The organism is Janibacter sp. HTCC2649 (assembly GCF_000152705.1).
GTDB lineage: Bacteria > Actinomycetota > Actinomycetes > Actinomycetales > Dermatophilaceae > Knoellia.
Genome location: NZ_CH672413.1, coordinates 770,561 through 796,233 on the forward strand (window position 1 = coordinate 770,561; position 25,673 = coordinate 796,233).

General features: G+C 68.7%; 24 protein-coding genes and 1 tRNA gene. 6 read left to right on the forward strand and 19 right to left on the reverse strand.

The annotated features are described in order from the left end of the window. Positions 1–44 precede the first annotated feature (44 nt). Positions 45–782, forward strand: a complete 738-nt coding sequence (locus JNB_RS03665; protein ID WP_009775063.1) for a class I SAM-dependent methyltransferase — start codon at positions 45–47, stop codon at positions 780–782. Next, positions 779–1,993, forward strand: a complete 1,215-nt coding sequence (locus JNB_RS03670) for a hypothetical protein (RefSeq protein ID WP_148232304.1) — start codon at positions 779–781, stop codon at positions 1,991–1,993. The genes JNB_RS03665 and JNB_RS03670 overlap by 4 nt, the downstream gene beginning before the upstream one ends. Here the strand turns inward: JNB_RS03670 and JNB_RS03675 are convergent. Together JNB_RS03675 and polA are read right to left on the reverse strand one after the other, a co-directional pair. Next, positions 1,953–2,369, reverse strand: a complete 417-nt coding sequence (locus JNB_RS03675; RefSeq protein WP_040883564.1) for a hypothetical protein — start codon at positions 2,367–2,369, stop codon at positions 1,953–1,955. The two genes, JNB_RS03670 and JNB_RS03675, sit on opposite strands and share 41 nt — an antisense overlap. Positions 2,370–2,511: 142 nt before the next feature. Further along, positions 2,512–5,181 (reverse strand): DNA polymerase I, encoded by a 2,670-nt coding sequence (polA, locus tag JNB_RS03680; protein WP_009775066.1) that lies wholly within the window; start codon positions 5,179–5,181, stop codon positions 2,512–2,514. Between the two features lie 48 nt (positions 5,182–5,229). Here polA and JNB_RS03685 point away from each other — a divergent pair, with 48 nt between their 5' ends. Next, entirely contained in the window at positions 5,230–5,688 is a 459-nt protein-coding gene (locus JNB_RS03685) for a hotdog fold thioesterase (protein WP_009775067.1), read from the forward strand. Between the two features lie 96 nt (positions 5,689–5,784). Here JNB_RS03685 and JNB_RS03690 read toward each other — a convergent pair whose 3' ends face one another. Further along, the gene (locus tag JNB_RS03690; RefSeq protein WP_050766571.1) at positions 5,785–6,351 is read right to left on the reverse strand and encodes a GNAT family N-acetyltransferase; all 567 of its coding nucleotides are present in this window, start codon (positions 6,349–6,351) and stop codon (positions 5,785–5,787) included. Between the two features lie 117 nt (positions 6,352–6,468). Between JNB_RS03690 and JNB_RS03695 the strand changes: the two genes are divergently transcribed. Next, the gene (locus tag JNB_RS03695) at positions 6,469–7,275 is read left to right on the forward strand and encodes a DUF554 domain-containing protein (protein WP_009775069.1); all 807 of its coding nucleotides are present in this window, start codon (positions 6,469–6,471) and stop codon (positions 7,273–7,275) included. Between the two features lie 54 nt (positions 7,276–7,329). On the opposite strand, the gene JNB_RS03700 is transcribed toward JNB_RS03695, so the two are convergent. Further along, complete coding sequence (locus JNB_RS03700) at positions 7,330–7,953, reverse strand: ANTAR domain-containing response regulator (RefSeq protein ID WP_009775070.1); 624 nt, start codon at positions 7,951–7,953, stop codon at positions 7,330–7,332. A gap of 162 nt (positions 7,954–8,115) precedes the next feature. Here JNB_RS03700 and JNB_RS03705 point away from each other — a divergent pair, with 162 nt between their 5' ends. Continuing rightward, a complete protein-coding gene (locus tag JNB_RS03705; RefSeq protein ID WP_009775071.1) occupies positions 8,116–8,607 on the forward strand; it encodes a carbonic anhydrase in 492 nt (163 codons plus the stop codon). A gap of 7 nt (positions 8,608–8,614) precedes the next feature. Here JNB_RS03705 and JNB_RS03710 read toward each other — a convergent pair. From JNB_RS03710 to hisI, 14 genes are all read right to left on the reverse strand, one after another. Then, positions 8,615–8,700 (reverse strand) — tRNA-Leu (locus JNB_RS03710). 60 nt (positions 8,701–8,760) lie between these two features. Beyond that, positions 8,761–10,224: a pyruvate kinase gene (gene pyk, locus JNB_RS03715; protein WP_009775072.1), complete on the reverse strand. Its 1,464-nt coding sequence runs from the start codon at positions 10,222–10,224 to the stop codon at positions 8,761–8,763. 43 nt (positions 10,225–10,267) lie between these two features. Further along, positions 10,268–11,731, reverse strand: coding sequence for a glutamate synthase subunit beta (locus tag JNB_RS03720; RefSeq protein WP_009775073.1), 1,464 nt, complete (start codon positions 11,729–11,731; stop codon positions 10,268–10,270). After that, entirely contained in the window at positions 11,724–16,268 is a 4,545-nt protein-coding gene (gene gltB / locus JNB_RS03725; RefSeq protein ID WP_009775074.1) for a glutamate synthase large subunit, read from the reverse strand. Before gltB ends, JNB_RS03720 begins: the two co-directional genes overlap by 8 nt. A 146-nt stretch (positions 16,269–16,414) precedes the next feature. Further along, positions 16,415–17,275 (reverse strand): prolipoprotein diacylglyceryl transferase, encoded by an 861-nt coding sequence (gene lgt, locus JNB_RS03730; RefSeq protein ID WP_009775076.1) that lies wholly within the window; start codon positions 17,273–17,275, stop codon positions 16,415–16,417. Continuing rightward, complete coding sequence (locus JNB_RS03735; RefSeq protein ID WP_083784369.1) at positions 17,275–18,048, reverse strand: thioredoxin domain-containing protein; 774 nt, start codon at positions 18,046–18,048, stop codon at positions 17,275–17,277. The genes lgt and JNB_RS03735 overlap by 1 nt, the downstream gene beginning before the upstream one ends. Before the next feature lie 42 nt (positions 18,049–18,090). Beyond that, positions 18,091–18,570, reverse strand: a complete 480-nt coding sequence (locus JNB_RS03740) for a MauE/DoxX family redox-associated membrane protein (RefSeq protein WP_009775078.1) — start codon at positions 18,568–18,570, stop codon at positions 18,091–18,093. Further along, on the reverse strand, positions 18,567–19,379 hold the full coding sequence (gene trpA / locus JNB_RS03745) for a tryptophan synthase subunit alpha (RefSeq protein WP_009775079.1): 813 nt from the start codon (positions 19,377–19,379) through the stop codon (positions 18,567–18,569). The genes JNB_RS03740 and trpA overlap by 4 nt, the downstream gene beginning before the upstream one ends. Continuing rightward, positions 19,376–20,629, reverse strand: a complete 1,254-nt coding sequence (trpB, locus tag JNB_RS03750) for a tryptophan synthase subunit beta (RefSeq protein WP_009775080.1) — start codon at positions 20,627–20,629, stop codon at positions 19,376–19,378. Before trpB ends, trpA begins: the two co-directional genes overlap by 4 nt. Then, a complete protein-coding gene (trpC, locus tag JNB_RS03755) occupies positions 20,626–21,423 on the reverse strand; it encodes an indole-3-glycerol phosphate synthase TrpC (protein ID WP_009775081.1) in 798 nt (265 codons plus the stop codon). Before trpC ends, trpB begins: the two co-directional genes overlap by 4 nt. Positions 21,424–21,433: 10 nt before the next feature. Continuing rightward, positions 21,434–21,667: an HGxxPAAW family protein gene (locus tag JNB_RS03760; RefSeq protein ID WP_009775082.1), complete on the reverse strand. Its 234-nt coding sequence runs from the start codon at positions 21,665–21,667 to the stop codon at positions 21,434–21,436. 40 nt (positions 21,668–21,707) lie between these two features. Then, positions 21,708–22,280, reverse strand: coding sequence for a Trp biosynthesis-associated membrane protein (locus JNB_RS03765; protein WP_009775083.1), 573 nt, complete (start codon positions 22,278–22,280; stop codon positions 21,708–21,710). Next, the gene (locus JNB_RS03770) at positions 22,277–23,845 is read right to left on the reverse strand and encodes an anthranilate synthase component I (RefSeq protein WP_009775084.1); all 1,569 of its coding nucleotides are present in this window, start codon (positions 23,843–23,845) and stop codon (positions 22,277–22,279) included. Before JNB_RS03770 ends, JNB_RS03765 begins: the two co-directional genes overlap by 4 nt. Then, positions 23,842–24,213 carry a phosphoribosyl-AMP cyclohydrolase gene (gene hisI / locus JNB_RS03775; RefSeq protein ID WP_009775085.1) on the reverse strand — a complete coding sequence of 124 codons (372 nt, stop codon included), beginning with the start codon at positions 24,211–24,213 and terminating at the stop codon, positions 23,842–23,844. The genes JNB_RS03770 and hisI overlap by 4 nt, the downstream gene beginning before the upstream one ends. 36 nt (positions 24,214–24,249) lie before the next feature. Here hisI and JNB_RS03780 point away from each other — a divergent pair, with 36 nt between their 5' ends. Continuing rightward, a complete protein-coding gene (locus JNB_RS03780) occupies positions 24,250–24,897 on the forward strand; it encodes a TIGR03085 family metal-binding protein (protein ID WP_009775086.1) in 648 nt (215 codons plus the stop codon). Here the strand turns inward: JNB_RS03780 and hisF are convergent, their stop codons facing one another. Beyond that, entirely contained in the window at positions 24,898–25,671 is a 774-nt protein-coding gene (hisF, locus tag JNB_RS03785) for an imidazole glycerol phosphate synthase subunit HisF (RefSeq protein WP_009775087.1), read from the reverse strand. It abuts the gene before it with no gap. Positions 25,672–25,673: the final 2 nt, after the last annotated feature.

Genomic DNA, 25,673 nt, shown 5'->3' on the forward strand with positions numbered 1-25,673 from the left:
ACTCCATGTCTCTCACTTACCAGCGGGTACTAATGTAACCGCCGATGGGACTCGACGATCTGCGCCGCAACTGGAACACGCTGGGTTCCGTGGACCCCCTGTGGGCCATCCTCGCGTACCCGGAACAACACCAGAACCGGTGGGACGAAGAGGAGTTCTTTGCCACAGGTCAGCAGGCCGTCGACGAGGTGATGACCGTCCTCGATCGGCTGGGCCACCGACCGCAACAGCACGGCCGCGCCCTGGACTTCGGCTGCGGAGCCGGGCGTCTGACTCGGGCCCTCGCCGCGCATTTTGACCGGGTCGACGGCGTCGACATCGCGGCCTCGATGATCGAGCTGGCTCGTGAGAAGAACACGGGCCACGAGCGCGTCCAGTTCCACCTCAACGAGGCCGCCGATCTCAGCCTGTTCGACGCAGACACGTTCGACCTCCTGCTCAGCATCATCGTGCTGCAGCACATCCCCAACGAGTTCAAGAAGGCCTACCTCGCCGAGTTCGTGCGAGTGCTCCGCCCCGGCGGAGTCGCGGTCTTCACGGTCCCGAGCCACGCGGACTGGTCACCCACGGGTGTTGCACGTCGCCTTCCCAACCGCATCCAGAACATCTACCGTCGTCGCGCCTACGGCTATGACTCGGTGATGGAGTTCCACACGTTGCGACGCCGCAAGGTCGAGGACGTCATCACCAGCGCGGGTGGACGCATTCTGCATGCCGAGGAGGAGCCGATGGCCGGTCCGCCCTTCACGTCCTACCTCTACGTCGTCGGCAAGGACGCGTGACCCAGCAGCCCTCCCGGGCACGCAGCGGATGGGGGGCAGGCGCAGTGGGCGCCGGCAGCCTCTTGGCCAATGTCTTTGGCTACGCCCTCTTCCTCGTCCTCAACCGTGAACTCGGAGCCGACGAGCTCGGGGCCGTCGCCTCGCTCCTCAACCTCGTCATCATCGCGAGCGTCGCCGCCCTGTCGACCCAGCTCGTCAGTGCGTGGCGCGTGGCCCTGCACCGGCCCGACGCCCGGGCGTCCGCCCTGCGCACCGGTGCCATCGTCGGCCTCATCATCACGGCGGTCGTGGCCCTCCTCACCCCGGCGATCGTCCCGCTGCTGCACCTCGACGGTCCCGTGCCGGTCTTCCTGGTCGCGGCCTCGATCCTGCCGACCTGCATCACAGCTGCGGTCCAGGGCACCCTCCAGGGTGGGGAGCGTTTCGTCACCCTCGGAACCGTGTATGCCGTGGCGTCCGTCGCGCGCGCCACTGGCGGTGCGCTCGCGGCGTGGCTCGGTTGGGGCGTCACGGGGGTCATGGCCCTGACCGCGCTCGCCTCCTGGCTGCTGGCCCTCGGCGTCCTCGTCCTGGTGCGCGGCGACCTCGGTCGGATGATGCACGCCGACGTGCCCACGCAGGTGCGACGTGTCCTCGCCGGCATGGCCGGCACCTCCGCCCTGCTCGTGGCATCGACCATCGACACCCCTGTTGCCCGTCACGTCCTGTCGGGCGGGGACTCCGGCGCGTATGCCGTCCTCAGCCTTTTCGCGAAGGCCGCCTTCTGGGGTCCGGCCTTTCTGGCGACGGTCCTCTACCCCGGGATGTCCCGGGCCAAGGGGTCTCGCCCGCTCTTCCTCGCGCTCGGAGGCACCGCGGCCATCGTTGCGGTCGGCGTCGCCTTCTCAGCCCTGATCTCGGGCCCGCTGGTCCGGATCGTCGGCGGGCCGGCATACACGCATCTCGCAGACCTGGTGCCCGCGTTCACGGCCCTCGGAGGTGCGTGGGCACTCTCCCAGGTCCTCGTCTTCTGGGGTGCGGCCCGTGGGCGGCACGTCGTGGGCTACCTCGTCTGGGGAGCCGTCGGTCTGGCGACCCTGGTTGTCGAGCTCTGGCGCCATGACAGCGTCACGCAGGTCGCGACCACCTTCCTCATCGCCTCCGTGCTGGTGACCGTCATCGGTGTCGCCGTCAGCCTCCCCCGCCGCCCCAGGGACCCCGCCCGCCCCTGATGCCGGTGCCGTCGTCACCGGACCCGAGTTCCATGCCAGGGACGACGGCCGCCCCGATGGCGACTCCAGCGACGAGGGCCAGGAAGACACCGATGAACGGCCGGTTGGGCGACGGGATGAGCTGCCACGTGGCAGCAGTGGTGAGCAGCAGGAGGACGAGCCACACCATGCCCGCGTTCCCGGGCGTGATCCCTGACGTCATGCCCCTGCGCAACGTGATGACCAGCGTGATCGCCATGAAGCCGAAGATCGCGGAGGTGAGGATCATCGACGGGCTGATGCTGTGCTCACCGTGGTAACGCCACAACGACGCAACGAAGCTCACGACCAACGTCAGGGCGCCGATGGCGATGTTGGTGATGCGGGCAATTCTCACGGCTCGCTCCGTCCGTCGAGCGGCATGGGTGTCCAGATCGACCACGCCTGCCGATGACCGCAGGGTACGACCGCCAGCGCCTCCCGGACTCACGAACGCCCATCTTGGCTGGACCCGACCGCCCGGCCCGGCCACGACGGGGTCAGTGAGCCGCGTCGTGCCAGCTGTGGCCCAGACCGACGCTGACGTCGAGCGGGACGTCCATCTCCACGGCCCGACCCATCTCGGCGCGCACGAGCGCCTCGACGTCGTCGCGTTCGCCCTCGGCGACCTCGAGCACGAGTTCGTCGTGGACCTGGAGGAGCATGCGTGACTTCGCGCCGGACTCCCGCAGCGCCGAGTCGACGCCCTTCATGGCGAGCTTGATGATGTCGGCGGCAGAGCCCTGGATGGGGGCGTTGAGCGCCATCCGCTCGGCACCTTCGCGGCGCTGGCGGTTGTCGCTCGTGAGATCGGGCAGGTAGCGACGACGTCCGAGCATGGTCGCGGTGTAGCCGGTCGCACGGGCTTCCCCCACGACCTCGCGCAGGTAGTCACGCACCCCGCCGAAGCGCGCGAAGTACTCGTCCATGAGCCCCTGCGCCTCGCCGGTCGAGATGGTCAGCTGCTTGGACAGCCCGAACGCGGACAGACCGTAGGCGAGGCCATAGCTCATCGCCTTGACCTTGCTGCGCATCTCGGCCGTGACGTCCTCGGGCTCCACGCCGAACACTCGCGCCCCGACGAAGCGGTGGAGGTCCTCGCCGGTGCGGAAGGCCTCGATGAGCCCCTCGTCGCCGGAGAGGTGCGCCATGATTCGCATCTCGATCTGGCTGTAGTCGGCCGACATCAGCGACTCATAGCCCTTGCCGACGACGAACACCTCGCGGATGCGCCGGCCCGCCTCGGTGCGGATCGGCACGTTCTGCAGGTTGGGGTCGGTCGAGCTGAGGCGACCGGTCGCGGCGATGGTCTGGATGTAGGTCGTGTGGATGCGCTGGTCCTCGGCCACGGACTTGATGAGGCCCTCGACCGTGACACGCAGGCGCATGGCGTCGCGGTGACGGAGCATCGCTTCGAGGAACGGGTGCTGGGTCTTGGCGTAGAGATCGGTGAGCGCGTCCGCGTCGGTCGTGTAGCCGGTCTTCGTCCTGCGGGTCTTGGGCAGACCCAGCGTCTCGAAGAGGACGGTCTGCAGCTGCTTGGGCGAGCCGAGGTTGATCTCGTCGCCGCCGATGGCTTCGTAGGCGTCGAGCTGGGCCTCACGCACCTTCGCGTCGAAGTCGGCCTCGAGTGCGCTTAGCGCGTCGGTGTCGACGGCGATGCCGGTGCGCTCCATCGCGCCGAGGATGTCGACGAGCGGCAGCTCGATGTCGCGCAGGAGCTCGGTCCCACCGGTCGCCTCGAGTTGCTCGCTCAGCGGCACCGAGAGGTCGAGCACCGCGCGGGCACGCACCATCGCGTCCTGGCCGACCACCTCTTCGTCCGTGTCGAAGTCGAGCAGGCCCTGACCCCCGGCGTGCTCCTCGGCCTTGAGCTCCCGACCGAGGTGTCGGACGACGAGGTCGGCGAGGTCGAAGCTGCGCTGGTCCGGCTTCACGAGGTACGCGGCGAGTGCGGTGTCCATCGTGACTCCGCGAAGCGGCATACCCCTCGCTTCCAAGGCATGCATGGGCCCCTTGGCGTCGTGCAGGATCTTGGGACGCGCAGCGTCCGCCAGCCAGTCAGCGAGTGCCTTCTCACCGTCCTCGTCAAGCTCCGTGACATCGATGTATGCCGCCGCGTCACCTGCTGTGGCCAGGCCCACCGCCGTGACGTCGCCCGTTCCACGGCCCCACGCGCCCACGACGTGGACGCCGGTCGGCTCGGTCGTCGCGTGCTCGTCGAGCCACGGCTTGACCTCTGCCGAGGAGAGGACGGAGGCGTCGAGGTCGAAGCCACCCTCGGCCTCGTCCGGTGCAGCGTCGAAGGTCTCGAACAGGCGGTCGCGCAGGACGCGGAACTCGAGGCCGTCGAAGACCTTGTGGACCTCTTCGCGGTCCCACGTCGCTCGTTCGAGCTCGGCGATGGTCACGGGCAGCGAGAGGTCACGGACCAGCTGGTTGAGGCGGCGGTTGCGCAGGACGCCGTTGAGGTGCTCGCGCAGGGACTCTCCTGCCTTGCCCTTGATCTCGTCTGCGTGGGCGACAACTCCTTGGAGGTCGCCGTAGAGACCGAGCCACTTGGCGGCGGTCTTGGGTCCGACCCCGGGCACGCCGGGAAGGTTGTCACTGGTCTCGCCGACGAGGGCGGCGAGGTCGCTGTAACGCTCGGGTGCCACGAGGTACTTGTCCTCAACGGCCTTGGGGTCCATCCGCCACACGTCCGAGACGCCACGCACCGGATAGATCAACGAGACGTTGTCGGTGACGAGCTGGAACGCGTCGCGGTCGCCGGTGACGATGACGACCTCCATGCCCTCGGCCTCGGCCATCGTCGTCAGCGTGGCGATGACGTCATCGGCCTCGAACCCGTCGACCTGCACGTGCTTGATCCGCAGTGCGTCGAGCACCTCGCGGACCAGGGCCACCTGGCCCTGGAACTCGCTCGGCGTCGCGGAACGCGTGGCCTTGTAGTCGGCGTACTCCTCGGAGCGGAAGGTCTTGCGTGACACGTCGAACGCCACGGCGACGTGAGTGGGGTTCTCGTCGCGCAGCACGTTGATGAGCATCGACGTGAAGCCGTAGACGCCGTTGGTGTGTTGACCCGTGCTCGTCGAGAAGTTCTCCACCGGGAGGGCGAAGAACGCGCGATAGGCAAGGGAATGACCGTCGAGAACAAGGAGGCGACTCACGCGTGGCAGCCTATGGCCAACCCCCGACACCAGTGAAAGCGACCACGCATGAGCAACGAAGCAGACAACGCAGCGGCCAGCGACACCCCGGACCTCATGCCGTTCGTGGACCAGATGGCGGCCCTCAACCCGACCTCGCTCCTGCACCGCATGGACATCAAGGTCACCGAGGCCACGCTGGAGCGCGTCGTCGCGACGATGCCGGTGGAGGGCAACACCCAGCCCTACGGACTGCTCCACGGTGGGGCGTCAGTCGTCCTCGCGGAGACCCTCGGCTCCATCGGTGCTGCACTCCATGCCGGCAAGGACCGGATCGTCGTCGGCACCGACATCAACGCCACCCATCACCGCGCCGCCCGCAGCGGGCTCGTCACCGGCGTCGCGATGCCCATCTCCGTGGGCAACACGTTGAGCTCGTGGGAGATCGTCGTGAGTGACGAGGACGGCAAGCGAGTCTGCACCTCGCGCCTGACCTGCCTCATCCGCCAGGCACCGCCCGGCGCCTGAATGCCCAGATCACACCAGTCGAGAGGAGAGAACACGCCGAGTGTGCCGACCGGCATACGGCGCGTTCTCTCCTCTCGACTGGTGTGGAGGGGAGTGTCAGCTGGCGCGGGAGGCGATCGAACGCAGCGACCGGCGACGCCGGATGAGCTGGTCGACCGTGGCGTTGACGACGCTGCCCTGCGGGGCGAGTCGACGGCGCAGCTGGGTCGTGCCGACGACCCGGCGCACCAGGACCGACGAGAAGCCCAGCCGCGCGAAGAAGCGGTGCGCCTCACGACTCTGCGTCGGGACGTTGCTGACGACGACCTCGGATCCGGCGCGTTCGGCCAAGGACGTGACCGCCGACAGCAGGGCTCGTGCCACGCCGTGCCGGCGCGAGCCGGGGTCGACGAAGAGGAGCTCGATCGCGATCTCGGGCTCCGGCTGGAGTCCGAACGGGTTCTCGGTGGTGACGACGTAGCCGACCGGGCGTCCGTCGATGCGCGCCACGTGGGCGTAGACGTCGGGGCGCCCGAGTGCGAGCTCGAGTCGTCCGTCGTTCGCGAACCGTGTCGCCACTTCAAGTGGGACGCCAGCATCGATCTTCGATGCCAACCACAGTCCGACGAAGTCTCGCAGCTCGTCCCGTGGGACAGCTGTGACCTCGACCATGCTGCGCGCCACCGGCGCCTCCTCGACCTCACAGCCCCCTGCGCGGTTGACGTCCCGACCTTACGGTGCCGAGCGTCCCGGTGGTAGGTCTTGGGCAATATCGCTTTCAACCACCGTAGAGTCACGGCCGTGGATCCCTCGTTTCCCGGTCTCGGAACCGTCATCAACGTCGCCACCGTCGTCGTCGGTGCGCTGCTCGGTATGGCTGTGGGACACCGCTTCCCGGACCGCACCCGCTCCGTCGTCACGGACTGCCTGGGCCTCACGACGCTGCTCATGGCGGGGCTCTCAGCCGTGAGCGTCACCGACAAGGTGCTCTCCGACGCGACGGGAACCGGCGCACCGGTCCTCATCGTCCTGGGCTCGCTGCTCATCGGTTCCATCGCCGGGTCACTGCTGCGCATCGGCGATCGTCTGGAGTCGCTCGCCGGCATCGTGGAGGCGTGGTTCGCGCGCCGCTCCCCCGCCCTGGCCGACGTCGATGACGTGGAACCCGCGGACGGCACAGCGCACGGGACGACCGCCCGCGAGAAGTTCATCGAGGGGTGGCTCGGCGCATCCCTGCTCTTCTGCGTCGGCCCGCTGACGATCCTCGGGTCACTCTCCGACGGCCTCGGGCGCGGCATCGACCAGCTCCTGCTCAAGTCCGTCCTCGACGGCTTCGCCGCGCTCGCCTTCGCCTCGACGTTCGGCGTGGGCGTGCTGCTGTCGGCGGTGTCGGTCGCCGTTGTTCAGGGTGCCCTGACGGTTGTCGGGGTCCTGCTCGGCTCCGTCCTGCCCGAGCCGCACATCCTGGCGCTCACTGCCACCGGTGGCCTCATGCTCGCGGGCATCGGGATGCGCCTGCTGCGCATCAAGGACGTGCCCGTCGCGGACATGCTGCCCGCGCTCATCGTGGCGCCGCTGCTCACGCAACTCGTGATCACCCTCAGGTGAGAAGCGTGCGTATGCCGGCCGGCCGGCATACGCGATCGTCGCACCGAAGGTGCGTCAGGCCTTTTCCATCCCGGCGACGACGGCGTCCGAGACTTCCTTCATGCCCATCCGACGGTCCATCGCGGTCTTCTGGATCCAGCGGAAGGCCTCGGACTCGGTGATCTTGAGCTTGGCCATGAGCACGCCCTTGGCGCGGTCGACGGACTTGCGGGTCTCGAGGCGCTCGCCCAGGTCGGCGACCTCGGACTCGAGGGTCTTGAGCTCACCCCAACGGGAGAGGGCGATGTCGATGGCGGGGACGACGTCGGTGGCCGTGAACGGCTTGACGATGTAGGCCATGACGCCGGCGTCACGAGCGCGCTCGACGAGTTCGGTCTGGCTGAAGGCGGTGAGCATGACCACGGGGCAGATGCGTTCCTTGCCAATCTGCTCGGCCGCGGTGATGCCGTCCATGACGGGCATCTTCACGTCCATGATGACGAGGTCAGGGCGCAGGGAGGTGGCCATCTCGACCGCCTGCTCCCCATTGCTGGCCTGACCGACGACGTCGTAGCCGGCCTCCCCGAGCATCTCGGCCAGGTCGAGACGGATGATGGCCTCGTCCTCGGCAACGAGGATCCGCTTGGCGGTCGGCGTGCTCTCGGGGGTCCCGGGTGCTTCGGGGGTCGCGGTGCTCACGGGGTCAGCCTAGGCGACAGCGCACGTGGCCCGCGCAGGCAGGAGAGCGGCCAGTCGATACATAACCGTTCGTTATCTCACCCATTGACCCATGTGTGGTATTGCGTACCTGTCGGTGATTCGCTGAAGGCTCCCCCCACCACCACTCGTTCGGAGAACGCCATGAGCACCACCGACCAGCTGCTCCAGAACGCCGAGGCGTACGCCGCCTCATTCGACAAGGGCGACCTGCCGTTGCCCCCGGCCCGCAGGATCGCGATCGTCGCGTGCATGGATGCGCGGCTCAACCCCTACGGACTCCTCGGGTTGACCGAGGGCGACGCCCACATCATCCGCAACGCCGGTGGGGTCATCACCGCCGACGAGATCCGTTCGCTGACCATCAGCCAGCGCCTGCTCGGCACGGAGGAGATCATCCTCATCCACCACACCGACTGCGGAATGCTCACCTTCACCGACGACGACTTCAAGGAGTCCATCCGGGCCGAGGTCGGCATCAAGCCCGAGTGGGCGGCCGAAGCCTTCAGCGATCTCGACACCGACGTCCGGCAGTCGATCGCCCGCATCAAGGACAGCCCGTTCATCCCGAAGAAGGACAGCGTTCGCGGCTTCGTCTACGAGGTCGAGACCGGAGCGCTGCGCGAGGTTCTCTGAACTCCGTTGGTGCCGAGGGCGGGACTTGAACCCGCACGCCCTTTCGAGCAAAGCATTTTGAGTGCTCCGTGTCTGCCATTCCACCACCCCGGCGGGCGTGCGGAACCATCCTAACGGCGGTCGTCGGGGCTGCGTGCGCAGCCCCGACGGCGCTCACTTCTGGGTCGTGCCGGCAACGTCCTCGTATGCCGGTGCCACCCGGTTCTTCGCGTCACCAATGCGGTGCACGCGCAGGGCGTTGGTCGAGCCGGGGATGCCGGGGGGCGAGCCGGCGACGATGACGACGATGTCGCCCTCCTGCGCCTTGCCGCAGCCGAGAAGCTCCTCGTCGACCTGCATGGCGAACTGGTCGGTGTGGCGTGCCTCGGGGGTGATGAAGGTTTCGACGCCCCAGGTGAGGGCCAGCTGCGAGCGGGTCCACTGGAACGGCGTGAAGGCGAGCATGGGGATGCGCGGTCGAACGCGGGCCAGGCGCCGGGCACTGTCACCACTCACCGTGAAGCAGATGAGGAACTTGCACCCCAGGAGCTCGCCGATCTCGGCCGCGGCAGCCGTGACAGCGCCACCCTTGGTGCGCGGCTTGGTGTCGAGGGGCTTGATGCGGCCGAGGCCGTGCTCCTCGGTGTTCTCGATGATGCGGGCCATGGTCGTGACGGCCTCGATCGGGTGCGCGCCGACGCTCGTCTCCCCCGAGAGCATGAGCGCGTCGGCCCCGTCGAGGACGGCGTTGGCCGCGTCGGATGCTTCGGCGCGGGTCGGGCGGCTGTTGGTGATCATCGACTCGAGGACCTGGGTTGCCACGATGACCGGCTTGGCCTGGCGGCGGCCGAGCTCACACGCCCGCTTCTGGACGAGCGGCACGGTCTCGAGCGGCATCTCGACACCGAGGTCGCCACGCGCCACCATCAGCCCGTCGAAGGCTCGGACGATCTCGTCGAGGTTGTCGACGGCCTGGGGCTTCTCGATCTTGGCGATGACGGGGATCCGCACGCCCATCTCGTCCATGATCCGGTGGACCGGCTCGATGTCGGCGGCACTGCGCACGAACGAGAGCGCGATCATGTCGACCCGGATGTCCAGGGCCCAGCGCAGGTCCTCCTCGTCCTTCTCGGACAGGGCCGGGACACTCATTGCCGCGCCGGGCACGTTGATGCCCTTGTTGTTGCTGAGCACCCCGCCCTCGACGACCTCGCAGAGGATGTCGGTGTCGCTGGACTCGATCACGGTGAGCGCGAGCTTGCCGTCGTCGATGAGGATCGAGTCACCGGCAGAGACGTCAGCGGGAAGGCCCGCATAGGTCGTGCCGACCTCGTCCTTGGTGCCCTCGACGTCACGGTTGGTGATGGTGAACCGCGCACCGTTCTCGAGCATGACGGAGCCGTCCTTGAACCGACCCGTCCGGATCTTGGGGCCCTGGAGGTCGGCGAGGATGCCGACCGCGTGACCCAGCTCGTCGCTCGCGCGACGCACATCCATGTAGACCTTGGCGTGGTCCTCGAGATCCCCGTGGGAGAGGTTGAATCGGGCCACGTCCATCCCCGCACGGACCAGCTCACGAAGCTGTGCGGGAGAGGAGGTGGCAGGACCCAGGGTGCAGACGATCTTCGCGCGGCGCATGAGCGTCAGCCTATCTGCGAGAACGGTTGCGCCGTGATGCGGGTCACACAGTGAGAGGGCGGTCCGTCGGGTTGACCGGACGCGGCAGGCGCGACGGCTTTCCCGACAGCCAGGCGTCAACGTGGTGGGCGGCTGCCCGACCCTCGGCGATGGCCCAGACGATGAGCGACTGACCGCGACCGGCGTCGCCAGCCACGAACACACCGGGCACCGTCGACATGTAGTCCGACCCGCGACGCACGTTGGAACGCTCGTCGAGCTCGACACCGAGCTGGGCCACGAGGGTTTCGGTCTGCGGGCCGAGGAAGCCCATGGCGAGCAGCACGAGCTGCGCCGGGATGACCTTCTCGGTGTCCTCGACCGGCTCGAAGCCGTTCTCGCCGCGACGCACCTCGTGCACGCGCAGGCCGCTGACGCGACCCTCGTCGTCGGAGACGACCTCCTGGGTGCTCACGGCATACAGGCGTTCACCGCCCTCCTCGTGCGCCGAAGCGACACGGAAGGTCATGGGGTAGGTCGGCCACGGCTGACCCGGGGCGCGGTCCTCCCCCGGCTGCGGCATGATCTCGAGGCTCGTGACGGACTTCGCGCCCTGACGGTGCGAGGTGCCGATGCAGTCGGCTCCGGTGTCTCCACCACCGATGACGATGACGTCCTTGCCCTCGGCAGTCACCTGACCGTCAACGGTCTCGCCGAGGGACACGCGGTTCGCGGGCGGGAGGAAGTCCATGGCCTGGAGGACACCACTGGCCTCGTGGCGGCCCGGCACTTCGAGGTCACGCGGCACCGTGGCGCCCATGGCGATGACGACCGCGTCGTAGCGGGCACGGAGCTGCTCCCACGTGACATCGGCACCGACATCGACCGAGCTGCGAAAACGGGTGCCCTCGGACTGCATCTGCTGGAGGCGACGGTCGACGACCGACTTCTCCATCTTGAACTCGGGGATGCCGTAGCGGAGCAGACCACCGGGGCGGTCGGCGCGCTCGTAGACCGCGACGGTGTGGCCGGCGCGGGTGAGCTGCTGCGCGGCGGCGAGTCCTGCCGGGCCGGAGCCGACCACGGCGACGGTCTTGCCCGAGAGGCGCTCCGGCGGACGAGGCGTGACTCCCCCGTCGGCGAAGGCCTTCTCGATCGTCGTGACCTCGACCTGCTTGATCGTCACGGCGGGCTGGTTGATGCCCAACACGCACGCGGTCTCGCAGGGCGCGGGGCAGAGACGACCGGTGAACTCGGGGAAGTTGTTGGTCGCGTGGAGCCGCTCGATGGCGTTGCGCCAGTCACCCTTCCAGGCGAGGTCGTTCCACTCGGGGATGAGGTTGCCGAGCGGGCAGCCGCTGTGGCAGAAGGGGATGCCGCAGTCCATGCAGCGTCCGGCCTGCGTCTGCAGCTGGCCGAGCTCCTGCTCCTCGTAGACCTCGCGCCAGTCCTTGATGCGCACCGGCACGGGGCGACGAGCCGGGAGCTCACGCTCGCGGTTCTTGAGAAAGCCTTGGGGGTCAGCCACGGGAAGCCTCCATGATTCGGTCCCAGACCTCGGCGCCTTCGAGGTCGAGGCCCTCGACCTCGGCAGCGGCGCGGACGTCGAGGACTCGCTGGTAGTCGCGGGGAAGGACGAGGGAGAAGCGCTGTCGCGCGGCTTCCCAGTCCTGGAGCAGCTGGGTGGCCACGGCCGACCCGGTGTGGCTGCGATGGCGTTCGAGCAGGTCGCGCACGACCTCGATGTCGCTGTCCCGCAAGGGAGAGACGTCGACGAGGTCACCGTTGACCCGTGCGGCGTCGAGATCGAGGACGTACGCGACGCCACCGGACATACCGGCAGCGACGTTGCGGCCGGTCGATCCGAGGATGAGGACGGTCCCACCGGTCATGTACTCGAGGCCGTGGTCGCCCACGCCCTCCACGACGGCGGTGATGCCGGAGTTGCGCACACAGAAGCGCTCACCGACGCGTCCGCGCAGGAAGATCTCGCCGGAGGTCGCGCCGTAGCCGATGACATTGCCGGCGATGACGTTGTCCTCGGCCGTGAGCGGGGAGCTCGGGTCAGGCGCGACGACGATGCGTCCACCCGACAGGCCCTTGCCGACGTAGTCGTTGGCGTCACCCACGAGACGCAGGGTCACACCCTTGGGGACGAAGGCGCCGAAGCTCTGACCGGCCGACCCCCGCAGGGTGATGTCGATCGTGTCGTCGGGCAGTCCACCGGAGTGGACGCGGGTCACCTCGTGACCGAGCATCGTGCCGACGGTGCGGTTGACGTTGCGCACGGCCACCGTGCCGGTCACGGGGGTGCCGTCGTCGATGGCCTCGCGTGCGATGGCGATGAGCTGGTGGTCCAGGGCCTTCTCGAGCCCGTGGTCCTGGCTGATCGTGTGGCGCTTGGCGGAGCCGTCGGGGCTGTCGACCTCGGCGAGGATGGGCGACAGGTCGAGGCCGGCCGCCTTCCAGTGCGCGACGGCCTTGGTGGTGTCGAGCGCGGTGATCTGCCCGATCGCCTCCTCGATGCTGCGGAAGCCCAGCGACGCGAGGTGTTCGCGAACCTCCTCGGCGATGTACTCGAAGAACGTCTCGACGAACTCCGGCTTGCCGGAGTAGCGCGAACGCAGCTCGGGGTTCTGGGTGGCGATGCCGACGGGGCAGGTGTCGAGGTGACAGACCCGCATGAGGATGCAGCCGCTCACGACGAGGGGCGCGGTCGCGAAACCGAACTCCTCGGCACCGAGCAGCGCTGCGATGACCACGTCACGGCCGGTCTTGATCTGGCCGTCGACCTGCACGACGATGCGGTCGCGCAACCCGTTGAGGACGAGGGTCTGCTGGGTCTCGGCGAGGCCGAGCTCCCAGGGTCCACCCGCGTGCTTGAGCGAGGTGAGCGGCGATGCGCCGGTGCCACCGTCGTGTCCAGAGATGAGCACGACGTCGGCGTGTGCCTTGGAGACGCCAGCCGCGACCGTGCCGACCCCGATCTCGGAGACCAGCTTCACGTGGATGCGGGCCTGGGGGTTGGAGTTCTTGAGATCGTGGATGAGCTGGGCGAGGTCCTCGATCGAGTAGATGTCGTGGTGCGGCGGCGGGCTGATGAGGCCGACGCCGGGCGTGCTGTGACGCGTGCGCGCCACCCACGGATAGACCTTGGGGCCGGGCAGCTGGCCACCCTCGCCGGGCTTGGCTCCCTGCGCCATCTTGATCTGGATGTCGTCGGCGTTCGTGAGGTAGGCCGAGGTCACACCGAAGCGACCGGAGGCCACCTGCTTGATCGCCGAACGACGCTCGGGGTCGAGCAGCCGCTCGAGGTCTTCGCCACCCTCACCCGTGTTGGAGCGACCGCCGAGGCGGTTCATCGCGACGGCGAGCGTCTCGTGAGCCTCTTGGCTGATCGAGCCGTAGCTCATGGCACCGGTGTTGAAGCGCTTGACGATGTCGCTGACCGACTCCACCTCGTCGATCGAGATCGGCTCGCGCTCGGCCCGGCCACCGAGCTCGAAGAGCCCGCGGATCGTCATGAGGCGCTCGGACTGGTCGTCGATGCGCTCGGTGTACTGCTTGAAGATGTCGTAGCGGCGCTCACGCGTGGCGTGCTGCAGCCGGAAGACCGTGTCGGGGTCGAAGAGGTGCGGCTCGCCTTCGCGACGCCACTGGTACTCGCCACCCACGCGCAGCTTGCGGTGCGAGAGGATCACGCCATCAGTCGGGTATGCCGAGTCGTGGCGTGCCGCTGTCTCCGCGGCAATGACGTCGAGACCGATGCCACCGAGCTGCGAGACCGTGCCGGTGAAGTACTCGTCGACGAGTTCCTGGGACAGGCCGAGGGCCTCGAAGACCTGGGCACCGCGGTAGGACGCCACGGTGGAGATGCCCATCTTGGACATGACCTTGAGGATGCCCTTGCCCAGAGCCTTGATGAGGTTCTTGACGGCCTGCTCAGCGGTGACGCCGGTGACGGCGCCCGTGCGGACCATGTCCTCGACGGTCTCCATCGCGAGGTAGGGGTTGATCGCGGCCGCGCCGAAGCCGACCAGCAGCGCCACGTGGTGCACCTCGCGGACGTCACCGGCCTCGACGAGCAGACCGACCATGTTGCGGGTCTTCTCGCGGATGAGGTGGTGGTGCACGGCCGACGTGAGGAGCAGCGACGGGATCGGCGCGTGGTCGCGGTCGGAGTCACGGTCGGAGAGCACGACGAAACGTGCACCACGAGCGATGGCCTCGCTGACCTCGGCAAAGATCTCGTCGAGGCGGCTGCGCAGGGCAGACTCGCCCTCGTCGACCTTGTAGGTGCCGCGGACGACGTGGGTGGCGTAGCCGGGCAGGTCGCCGTCGGCGTTGATGTGGACGATCTTGGCGAGCTCGTCGTTGTCGATCACCGGGAACGGCAGGACGACCTGGCGGGCGTGCACCGGGGTGGCCTCGAGCATGTTGCCCTCGGGTCCGATGACCGTGCCGAGCGAGGTGACGAGCTCCTCGCGGATCGCGTCGAGCGGAGGGTTCGTCACCTGCGCGAAGAGCTGGGTGAAGTAGTCGAAGAGCAGGCGCGGCTTGTCGGACAACACGGCGACAGGCGTGTCGGTGCCCATCGAGCCGAGCGCCTCACCACCGGTGCGAGCCATGGGCGCGAGGAGGATCTTGAGCTCTTCCTCGGTGTAGCCAAAGGTGCGCTGGCGACGGGCCACGGACGCAGCCGTGTGGATGATGTGCTCGCGCTCGGGCAGGTCCTCCAGCGAGAGCAGGCCGGCGTGCAGCCACTCCTCGTAGGGGTTCTCCGCGGCGAGCTCGGACTTGACCTCGTCGTCGCTGACGATGCGGCCAGCGGCCGTGTCGATGAGGAACATGCGACCCGGCTGGAGGCGGCCGCGCTTGACGACCTTCTCGGCAGGGAGGTCGAGGACACCGGCCTCCGAGGCGAGGACGACGAGACCGTCCTCGGTCACCCAGTAGCGGCCGGGGCGAAGTCCGTTGCGGTCAAGGACCGCGCCGATGAGCGTGCCATCGGTGAACGCGACGCAGGCGGGGCCGTCCCACGGCTCCATGAAGGTCGAGTGGAACTCGTAGAAGGCACGGCGGGCCGGGTCCATCTCGGCGTGGTTCTCCCACGCCTCCGGGATCATCATGAGGACGGCGTGCGGCAGCGACCGTCCGCCGAGGTGGATCAGCTCGAGCACCTCGTCGAAGCTCGCCGAGTCCGAGGCGTCAGGCGTACAGATCGGGAAGAGCCGGTCGAGGTCGCCGTGGAACGTGTCGGACACGAGCTGGCTCTCGCGGGCGCGCATCCAGTTGCGGTTGCCCTTGACGGTGTTGATCTCACCGTTGTGCGCCATGAGGCGGTAGGGGTGGGCCAGGGGCCAGCTCGGGAACGTGTTGGTGGAGAAGCGCGAGTGGACCAGGGCCAGCTCGCTCGCGAATCGCTCGTCCGACAGGTCGGGGAAGAACGGCTCGAGCTGACCGGTCGTCAGCATGCCCTTGTAGACGATGGTGCGGGCCGACAGGGACGGGAAGTAGACCTCGACCTCGCGCTCGGCGCGCTTGCGCAGGCAGAAGGCGAGACGGTCGAGCTCGATCCCCGAGACACTGCGATCGGGAGCGGCGACGAAGAGCTGGCGGAAGACCGGCATACAGGCTCGGGCAGCGTCCCCGACGAGCTCGGGGGTGACGGGAACGTCGCGCCACGCGAGGACCTCGAGTCCCTCCTCGGACGCGATCTCGGCGATCCGCTGCTCGGCAGCGGAACGCTCGGACTCGTCCTGGGGCAGGTAGGCCATGCCCGCGGCATACGCCCCTGCAACCGGAAGCTCGATGTCGAGAACGGCCCGGAAGAACGCGTCGGGCAGCTGCGTGAGGATGCCCGCGCCGTCACCGACGAGCGGGTCGGCACCCGTGGCGCCCCGGTGGTCGAGGTTGCGCAGCGCCGTGAGGGCGTGCTCGACGATGTCGTGGCCAGCCGTGCCTCGCATGGTCGCCACCATGGCAACGCCACAAGCGTCGTGCTCGTGGTCGCGCCGGTAGAGACCGGTGTCGGCCGGGTGGGCGGAGAAGCGCGTCGGAGACACGTCGGGTCACCGTCCTCAGGGAGTCGGGGCCGGGCTCGCGAGGACGCGAGGATCCGGGCACAGAAAGGTCATCGGACGCGGACAGCGGTGGCCACGTTTCGACGGATGCTATCCCACGTCCGTCTTGCAATGCGAGCGGACGTATCTCACATCGTGGATGGTTGGGGTGTGGCCGCGGCCTTGGTCCGGGCCCGTCGACCCGTGTGGACCACGATCGCGATGCCGATGAGGAACACGATGATGCTGGTCCAGACGTTGAGGCGCTGCCCCAGGATGAGCTCGGCCTCGTCGGTGCGCATCTTCTCGATGATGATCCGGCCGATCGGATAGCCCGCGATGTAGAGCCCGAAGAGCTGCCCGGGGGCCAGTTTCCGGCGGCGCTCGATGAGCAGCAGGACCACGGCGAGGAGCATGACGAAGATGGCTTCGTAGAGGAAGGTCGGGTGATAGACGCCCTGGATGATGGCGTCACCGTTGGCGTCGGTGACGGCGCGACCGGCCGAGGCGTCCCACTTGTGGATCTCGAGGCCCCAGGGCAGGTCGGTCGGTCCGCCGTAGAGCTCGTTGTTGAACCAGTTGCCCCAGCGGCCGATGCCCTGGGCGACCGCGATGCCGGGTGCGGCTGCGTCGGCGAAGTCGAGATATCTCACACCGACCCGGCGGCAGCCGAACCACGCGCCCAGCGCACCGAGAGCGACAGCCCCCCAGATACCGAGGCCGCCTTCCCAGATCTTGAGCGCATCGATGGGGTGGCCGTCCTTGCCCCAGTAGGGCTCCGGCGTCGTGATGACGTGATAGAGACGCCCGCCGATGATGCCGGACACGACGGCGTATGCCGCGACGTCGAGTGCCTGCCCCGGCTCACCTCCGCGGTCGCGGAGCCGGCGATCCGTGGCCCAGACGGCGACGACGATGCCGAGAAGGATGCACAGGGCGTAGCCGCGGATCGGCAGCGGTCCGAGGTGCAGGACGCCCGCCGTGGGGCTCGGCATGCTGGCTGGGAACATCACTTGGTGGCCGCTTCGACGGCCGCCGTGAGAGCGGCCGCGTCGGACACCTGGTTGAAGTCGACCTTCGCACCTGCGAGCAGGACCGTCGGGGTCCCGGTGATGCCGGCCCTGTTCGATGCGTCCTCGGTCGACTGGACGTACTTGGTGTACTTCTTGTCGTTGACACAGGTCGTCCACGTGTCCAGGGCGCTGCCCGAGATCCCCGCCTTCTCGGCGAAGGCCTTGGTCTGGGCCTGCGTCCAGCCCTCCCCCTCCTGCGCGGGCATGTTGGCGTAGACGTCGTCGTGGAACGGCTGGAACGTGCCGGCGTCAGCAGCACACATCGCGGCGTTGCCCATCGTCAGGGAGTGGGTGGTGCCGGTGTTGCCGTCGATGATCGTCTTGAGGTGGTACACGAGCTTGATCTTGCCCTGCGCGGCGAGGTCGGTGACCGTGCTGCCCATGATCCGCTCGAACTGCGCGCAGGCCGGGCACTGGAAATCCTCGTAGACATCGAGGGTCGGCGCACCCGCGGCAAGGGTGACGTCCTTGTTGGCGACGAAGCCCTCACCCATGGCGCCGGCCGCTGCCGGGACCGCGGTGCTCGTCCCCACCCGGTCCTGCTTCTTCTCCTGGGCAATGACCACTCCCCCGACGACCGCGATGATCGCGACGACGACGACCACGGCGGCGACGATGATCTTGCTGACGCCGGCGCCGTTGTCGTTCTTGCGGGCCGCCTCGATCTTCGCCTGGCGCGCGCTGGCCGGGCCTGTCATCTTTTTCGCCATGGTGCTCGGCTCCTTGGGCAATGCGGTGGTGGGAGGTGAGGGTCAGGTGGGCTGCGCGGCCGAGCCGAACAACACGCGTTCGAGGGAGAAGAGGGACTTCGGGCGCCAGGAGAGCCACACACCGCACGCGAGCAGCCCGAGATCCTCAAGGATGCGCGGCAGGTAGGACGTCTGGTCGGCGCTCACCGTGCCGCCACCGCCGAAGCAGCCGCAGTCGATGGTCAGGCCACGCGCCCAGGCCTGGGCGATGCCGATGATGAACGCCACGAGCAGCAGCGACGTGATGACCGCCGATGCCCGGGTGAAGAGCCCGAGGATGAGCAGCAGCCCGAGGATGATCTCCACGATCGGCAGGGCATAACCGACGTAGGCCGCGAGGTCGTGTGGGAGGACCTGGTAGGCCTGCGTGGCGGTGGCCAGGGCTTCGGGGGTGGTGACCTTGAGGGCACCGGCGACGAGGAAGACTGCGCCGAGGACGAGACGGGCGATCAGCCCGAGGCCGTCCGCGACACGAGTGCTCACCTCGCTCCTTCCCTCACTCCCCTGGCCAGATCAGTCGTCAACTCGCGCAACGCGTCGAGGCGGGCCCCGAGTTCCCCGTCACCGCTGAGAGTTCTGACGAAGGCGGTGCCGACGATGACGCCGTCGGCGTACTGGGCCAGCTCTGCGGCCTGGTCACCGTTGGAGACACCGAGGCCGACGCACACGGGCAGGTCGGTGACGTCCTTCGTCCGGTCGACGAGCTCGCGGGCCGAGGAGCCGACGCTGGTCCTCTCCCCCGTGACCCCCATTGTCGAGGCGGCGTAGACGAAACCTCGGCAGGCGTGGGTGACGCGGGACAGGCGCTCCGGTGTGGAGCTCGGCGCGACGAGGAAGACGCGATCAAGGCCCTCGCGCTCGCTGGCTGCGATCCACTCGTCCGCCTCGTCGGGGATGAGGTCCGGCGTGATGAGACCGGCGCCGCCAGCGGCAGCCAGCTCCGCGGCATACCGATCGACTCCACGACGAAGGATGAGGTTCCAGTAGCTCATGACGAGCGCGGGAGCGCCGGCGGCGCGAACCGCCTGCGTCGCGCGGAACCCGTCGGCGACGTGGCTGCCAACAGCGAGGGCAGTCTCGACGGCGTGCTGGATGACAGGGCCGTCCATGAGCGGATCGGAGTACGGGAGACCGACTTCGACGATGTCGACGCCGCACTCGACCATCGCCACCATGGCGCGGATCGAGCCCTCGACGTCGGGGAAGCCGACCGGAAGATAGCCGATGAGCGCAGCGCGCCCCTCTGCCTTGCACTTCGCGAGGACGTCACTGACGCCAAGATTCGCGCTCACAACTGAGTCCGTCCGTCGCCGGAGGCGCCCGGTTCCTGGGACTCACCCGACGGGACGATCTCGTCCTCGACGACGTCGTCAACGAGACCAAACCACTCGGCTGCCGTGTGCATGTCCTTGTCGCCGCGTCCCGAGAGGTTGACGAGGATCGTGCCTTCCGGCCCGAGCTCTCGCCCGAGGACCATGGCGCCGGCCAGCGCGTGGGCCGACTCGATCGCAGGGATGATGCCCTCGGTGCGGCAGAGCAGCCCGAAGGCCTCCATGGCCTGATCGTCGGTGGCGTAGACGTACTCGGCGCGGCCCGTGTCGCGAAGGAAGGAGTGCTCGGGCCCGACGCTCGGATAGTCGAGACCAGCCGAGATGGAGTGTGACTCGGTCGTCTGACCGTCCTCGTCCTGCATGAGATAGCTCATCGCGCCGTGGAGGACCCCGGGCACCGCGGTGGCGAATCGGGCGGCGTGACGGCCCTCGAGGCCCTCACCACCGGCCTCGACGCCGACGAGCCGGACGCCCTCGTCCTCGATGAAGCGGTGGAAGATGCCCATGGCGTTGGATCCGCCACCGACACACGCCACGACCGCGTCGGGAAGTCGACCGGTGAGCTCGAGCACCTGCTCGCGCGCCTCGACCCCGATGATGCGGTGGAAGTCGCGCACCATCTCGGGGAACGGGTGCGGGCCCGTGACCGTACCGATGAGGTAGTGGGTGTTGTCGACGTTGGTGACCCAGTCACGCAGGGCCTCGTTGATCGCGTCCTTGAGGGTGGCACTGCCGTGCTCGACGGCGACGACCTCGGCGCCGAGCATGCGCATGCGCGCGACGTTGAGCGCCTGGCGCTCGGTGTCGACCTTGCCCATGTAGACCCGGCACTCGAGGCCCATGAGGGCGGCTGCGGTCGCGGTGGCGACGCCGTGCTGGCCGGCGCCGGTCTCGGCGATGACGCGGGTCTTGCCCATGCGCTTGGTGAGCAGCGCCTGGGCGATGACGTTGTTGATCTTGTGCGAGCCGGTGTGGTTGAGGTCCTCGCGCTTGAGGATGACGCGGGCGCCACCGGCGTGTGCGGCGAACCGGGGCACCTCGGTGATGATGCTCGGCCGACCCGTGTAGGTGCGGTGCAGCTGGTCGAGCTCGGCCTGGAACGTCGGGTCCTGCATCGCCGTGAGGCGAGCCTCGTCGAGCTGCTCGAGAGCAGGGATGAGCGCCTCGGGGACGTAGCGTCCGCCGAACTCACCGAACCGTCCGGCGGTCATGCGGGGCTCCCTGCGCCGGCCGCGATGATGTCGCGGACGGCCACCGACGGGTCCACGCCTCGCACGAGCGTCTCGCCGACGAGCACGGCCTGAGCGCCCTGGGCGGCATACATGGCTGCATCCTCTGCGCCACGGATGCCGGACTCGGCCACGGTGACGATCCCCGGAGGGATGAGCGGCACGAGACGCGAGAAGGTGTCGGGGTGGATCTCGAGGGTCTTGAGGTTGCGGGCGTTGACCCCGATGACCCGGGCGCCAGCATCGACGGCACGCTGCGTCTCACCCTCGTCGTGGACCTCGACGAGTGCTGTCATGCCGAGGTCGTGGGCGAGGCTGTGCATGCGGACGAGCTCCTCGTCGGTGAGTGAGGCGACGATGAGCAGGATGATGTCGGCACCATGCGCGCGGGCTTCCCACAGCTGGTAGTCCGTGACCATGAAGTCCTTGCGCAACACCGGGATCGACACGGCGGAGCGCACGGCATCGAGGTCGTCGAGGCTGCCTCCGAAACGGCGCTGCTCGGTGAGCACGCTGATGGCAGTGGCGCCGGCCTCGGCGTAGGTACGAGCGAGGAACGCAGGATCCGGGATGTCGGCGAGGGCACCCTTGCTGGGGCTGGCCCGCTTAACCTCGGCAATGAGCGAGAGGCCGTCGGCGCGCAGCCGCTCCTCGGCGTCAATGGCACCGGGGAGCTCGGAGATCGCTCGCTCGAGATCATCGAGACTGACCCGCTCGGCCCGGACAGCAAGGTCTTCGCGCACACCGGCGACGATGGCGTCGAGCACGGTGGTCATCGGCGCCGGCTCAGGAGAGGTTGGTGTCGCGGCGCGCGATGTCGCCATTGATGCCGTAGCCCGCGAGGGCCAACACCTTGCCCGCGACGAGCCCGACGATCACGAGCACGGCGCCGCCGACGAACAGCGGGACGTTGGGGAAGATCATCGCGATGGCCATGATGGCCGAAGCGACGAGCACGGTGCCCACCATGACCCAGGCCGCCACGCTGTTGCCGTGGTTGTCGTCGTCGTGCTCAGCCATGAATGCCTCCCGAAAAGATGTGAGTTCGCGCGTCATTGTGTCAGGTTCGCGGTGTCTGACCGACATCGGTGGGGTCGTCTCCGGCGGTGAGCTGGTCCCAGTCGCTCTCCGGCGCGCGACCGGGTGCCTCGTAGCGGGACGACAGCCCGGGGGCGACGCGACGCACCCGCGTCAGGCCGGCGAGAGCAAGGCCAGCCACAACGAATCCGAGCAGGGCGACCCAGGGCCAGGCATTGACGCTCGAGTGGGTCTCCAGGGAGCCGGTGCGGCCGGCCGCCGCCGCGGCGATCGGCCCCAGGACCGACCCTGGGTCGAGGAGCACTCGGGCGACGCTCGCGATCCCGGTCACCACGGCCAGGGCGGTGAGGACGAGAGCGACGATGCGGGCCCGCGGCCCGGCAGTGGCCGACGCCACGGCACCGGCGACGACGACGAGAGCCAGGGCGACGACTCCCCCGGCTGCCTGCGCCCCGGTCGCATCCACCGACCTGGCACCGAGGACGACGTCGTCAACGGACCCGGTCAGCCAGGTGCGCGAAGCCACGACGACCACAAGGAACGCGCCAAGGATGACGAGGAGAACGAGAACGCCGCGGCGCCGCAGGGCGTTCACGGCACTCTCCTGAGGGCCGAGGCCGTTGCCACGGCACGCAGCACCGCCGTGGCCTTGGCAATGCACTCCTGGTGTTCGGTGCGCGGGACCGAGTCGGCGACGATGCCCGCACCGGCCTGGACGTGAGCGGTTCCGCCGTCGATGAGGGCGGTGCGGATGGCAATGGCCATGTCGAGGTCTCCGTGGAAGTCGAGGTAGCCGACGACGCCGCCATAGACCCCACGGCGCGAGGGCTCGTAGCCCTCGATGAGCGCCAGCGCCCGCGGCTTGGGCGCGCCCGAGAGCGTGCCGGCCGGGAAGGTCGACACGAGCACGTCATAGGCCCGCACACCGGCACGCAGCTGCCCCACCACGGTGGACTCGAGGTGCATGACGTGGCTGTAGCGGCGCACGTCCATGAACTCGACGACGTCGACCGTGCCCGGCTGGCAGACCCGTCCGAGGTCGTTGCGGCCGAGGTCGACGAGCATGACGTGCTCGGAGCGCTCCTTGGGGTCGGCGAGGAGGTCCTCGGCCAGACGCACGTCATCCTCGGGCGACTTGCCACGAGGCCTCGACCCCGCGATGGGGTGCGTGATCGCCTGCGTCCCCGTCACCTTGACGAGCGCCTCCGGCGAACTACCGACGACGTCGTATGCCGTGCCGTCGGGTCGCGTGAACCGGAACAGGTACATGTAGGGGCTGGGGTTGCCCGCACGCAGGGCGCGGTAGACGTCCAGCGCGTCGGCGGGACACGGCATCGAGAAGCGCTGTGAGAGAACGACCTGGAAGACCTCGCCAGCGCGGATGTCCTCCTTGGCGTTCTCGACGATCTGCTCGTACTCGTCTCGCGTGAGGTTGGTGCTGACCGTCTCCAGCGCCTTGTCGACGACGTCGGTCTCGACGAGCGACACCGTGCTGTCGGCGCTCGCGCCCAGGGCCCGGGTCATCGTGTCGAGCCGGGCGACGGCGTCGGCCCAGGCGTCCTCGACCCGCTCGTCGGTGGCGTCGTAGTTGACGGCGTTGGCGATGAGGAGGACCGAGCCGTCGGTGTGGTCGAGCACGGCGAGGTCGGTGGCGAGCATCATCGCGATCTCGGGGATGTGCAGGACGTCGGGTGTCGTCGACGGGACCTTCTCCCAACGGCGGACGGCGTCGTAGGAAATCATCCCGACCATGCCCCCGGTGAGCGGCGGCAGCCCGGGGATCGGGTCGGTCGCGAGCGCAGCAACGGTGTCCCGCAACGCTTCCGTGGCAAGTCCTGTTGTGGGGACACCGACCGGAGGTTCGCCGATCCAGTGCGCCTCGCCGTCCTTCTCGGTCAGCGTTGCGCGACTGGCGACTCCGACGATCGAGTAGCGCGACCAGACTCCGCCGTGTTCGGCCGACTCGAGGAGGAAGGTGCCCGGGCGGTTCTGGGCAAGCTTGCGATAGAGACCGACCGGCGTCTCGGCGTCGGCCATGAGGCGGCGCACCACGGGGATGACCCGTCGTCCCTCGGCGAGCACCGAGAAGAGGTCGAGCGAGGGCCAGGTGGCGCCAAAACTCAGGTCGGGCGAGGGCTGCGGCTGCTCACTGGGGTTCACTGGCCGACCTCCCCGACGACGACGTCCAGGGCGCCCGCGTCGAAGCACGTGCGATCCCCCGTGTGGCAGGCCGCACCGACCTGTTCGACCCGGACGAGCAGCGCATCGCCGTCGCAATCGAGTGCGACCGACTTGACGTACTGGGCGTGGCCCGAGGTGTCGCCCTTGCGCCAGTACTCCTGCCGGCTGCGCGACCAGAACGTCACGCGACCCTCGCTCAGGGTGCGGCGCACGGCCTCGACGTCCATCCAGCCGAGCATGAGCACCTCACCTGTGTCGTGCTGCTGGATGATCGCGGCAACGAGGCCTGCGTCATCGAAGCTCAGGCGGTTGGAGACAGCGGGGTCGAGGTCGGGCACGTCCGCCATTGTGCCGCGCGGGACTTTTGGCGCGAGGATGGGTCCATGACGGAACCCTCGACCAACATCGCACGCAGGGAGCGTCTCGACCTGTGCGAGACCTTCGAGTCCGTGGGCCCGGACGCACCCACCCTGTGTATGCCGTGGACCACCCGTGACCTTGCGGCGCACCTCGTCATCCGGGAAGGTCGCCCCGACCTCGCCTCGGGCATCTGGCTGCCCTTCATGGCGGAGCGGACCGAGCGCGAGCAGGCCAAGGTTGCCGCGCAGCCGTGGCCCGCCCTCATCGAGGCCGTGCGCTCGGGGCCGCCGAGCTGGCACCCGACCCAGCTCGCCGTCATCGACAACGCCGTCAACCTCGCCGAGATGGTCGTCCACCACGAGGACGTCCTGCGTGGTGACGGCACTCCCGGTCCCCGTCGCGAACCCACGCCCCACCTCGAGGCCGCTGCGTGGGCGTTGCTCTCCCGCATGGGACGGCTCCTCTTCCGCAAGGCGCCCGACGGTGTCGAGTTGCACGCGCCCGGCCGTGGCGCGCTCACCGTCCGCAGTGGCGACGCGACCGTCCACGTGACGGGAGCGCCGCTGGAACTGTTGCTCACGGCATACGGGCGTCGTCAGGTCGCACAGATCGACCTGACGGGTGACGACGAGGCCATCGCGCGCTTCGAGACGGCCCGCTTCGGACTCTGATCAGCGGACGGGGTGGCCGTCGGCGCGCAGTGCGTCCTTGACCTGCCCGATGGTGAGGTCGCCGAAGTGGAAGACGCTCGCCGCGAGCACTGCGTCGGCACCGGCACGCACTGCCGGCGCGAAGTGCTCGACGGCCCCGGCGCCACCGCTGGCGATGACGGGGATCGTCACCTCGCGACGCACCCGCGCGATGAGGTCGAGGTCGAAGCCGGCCTTCGTGCCGTCGGCGTCCATCGAGTTGAGCAGGATCTCGCCGGCGCCGAGCTCGGCTGCGCGCACGCACCATTCGATCGCGTCGAGGCCGGTGCCGGTGCGACCTCCATGGGTCGTCACCTCGACGTCGTCGCTGACCGTGCCGTCGTTGTTGCGACGCCGCCGCACGTCCGCGGAGAGGACGAGGACCTGCGATCCGAAGCGATCCGCGGTCTCGGCGATGAGTTCGGGGCGGGCGATGGCGGCGGTGTTGACGCCCACCTTGTCGGCGCCGCTGCGCAGGAGTCGGTCGACGTCGTCGACGGTGCGCACTCCCCCGCCGACGGTGAGCGGGATGAAGACCTGCTCGGCGGTGCGCCGCACGACGTCATAGGTCGTCGCCCGGTCGCCGCTGCTTGCGGTCACGTCGAGGAAGGTCAGCTCGTCGGCGCCCTGCTCGCCGTAGGAGCGGGCGAGCTCGACGGGATCGCCGGCGTCCCGCAGGTTCTCGAAGTTCACGCCCTTGACGACGCGTCCGGCATCGACGTCGAGGCACGGGATGACACGGATGGCGACGCTCACGT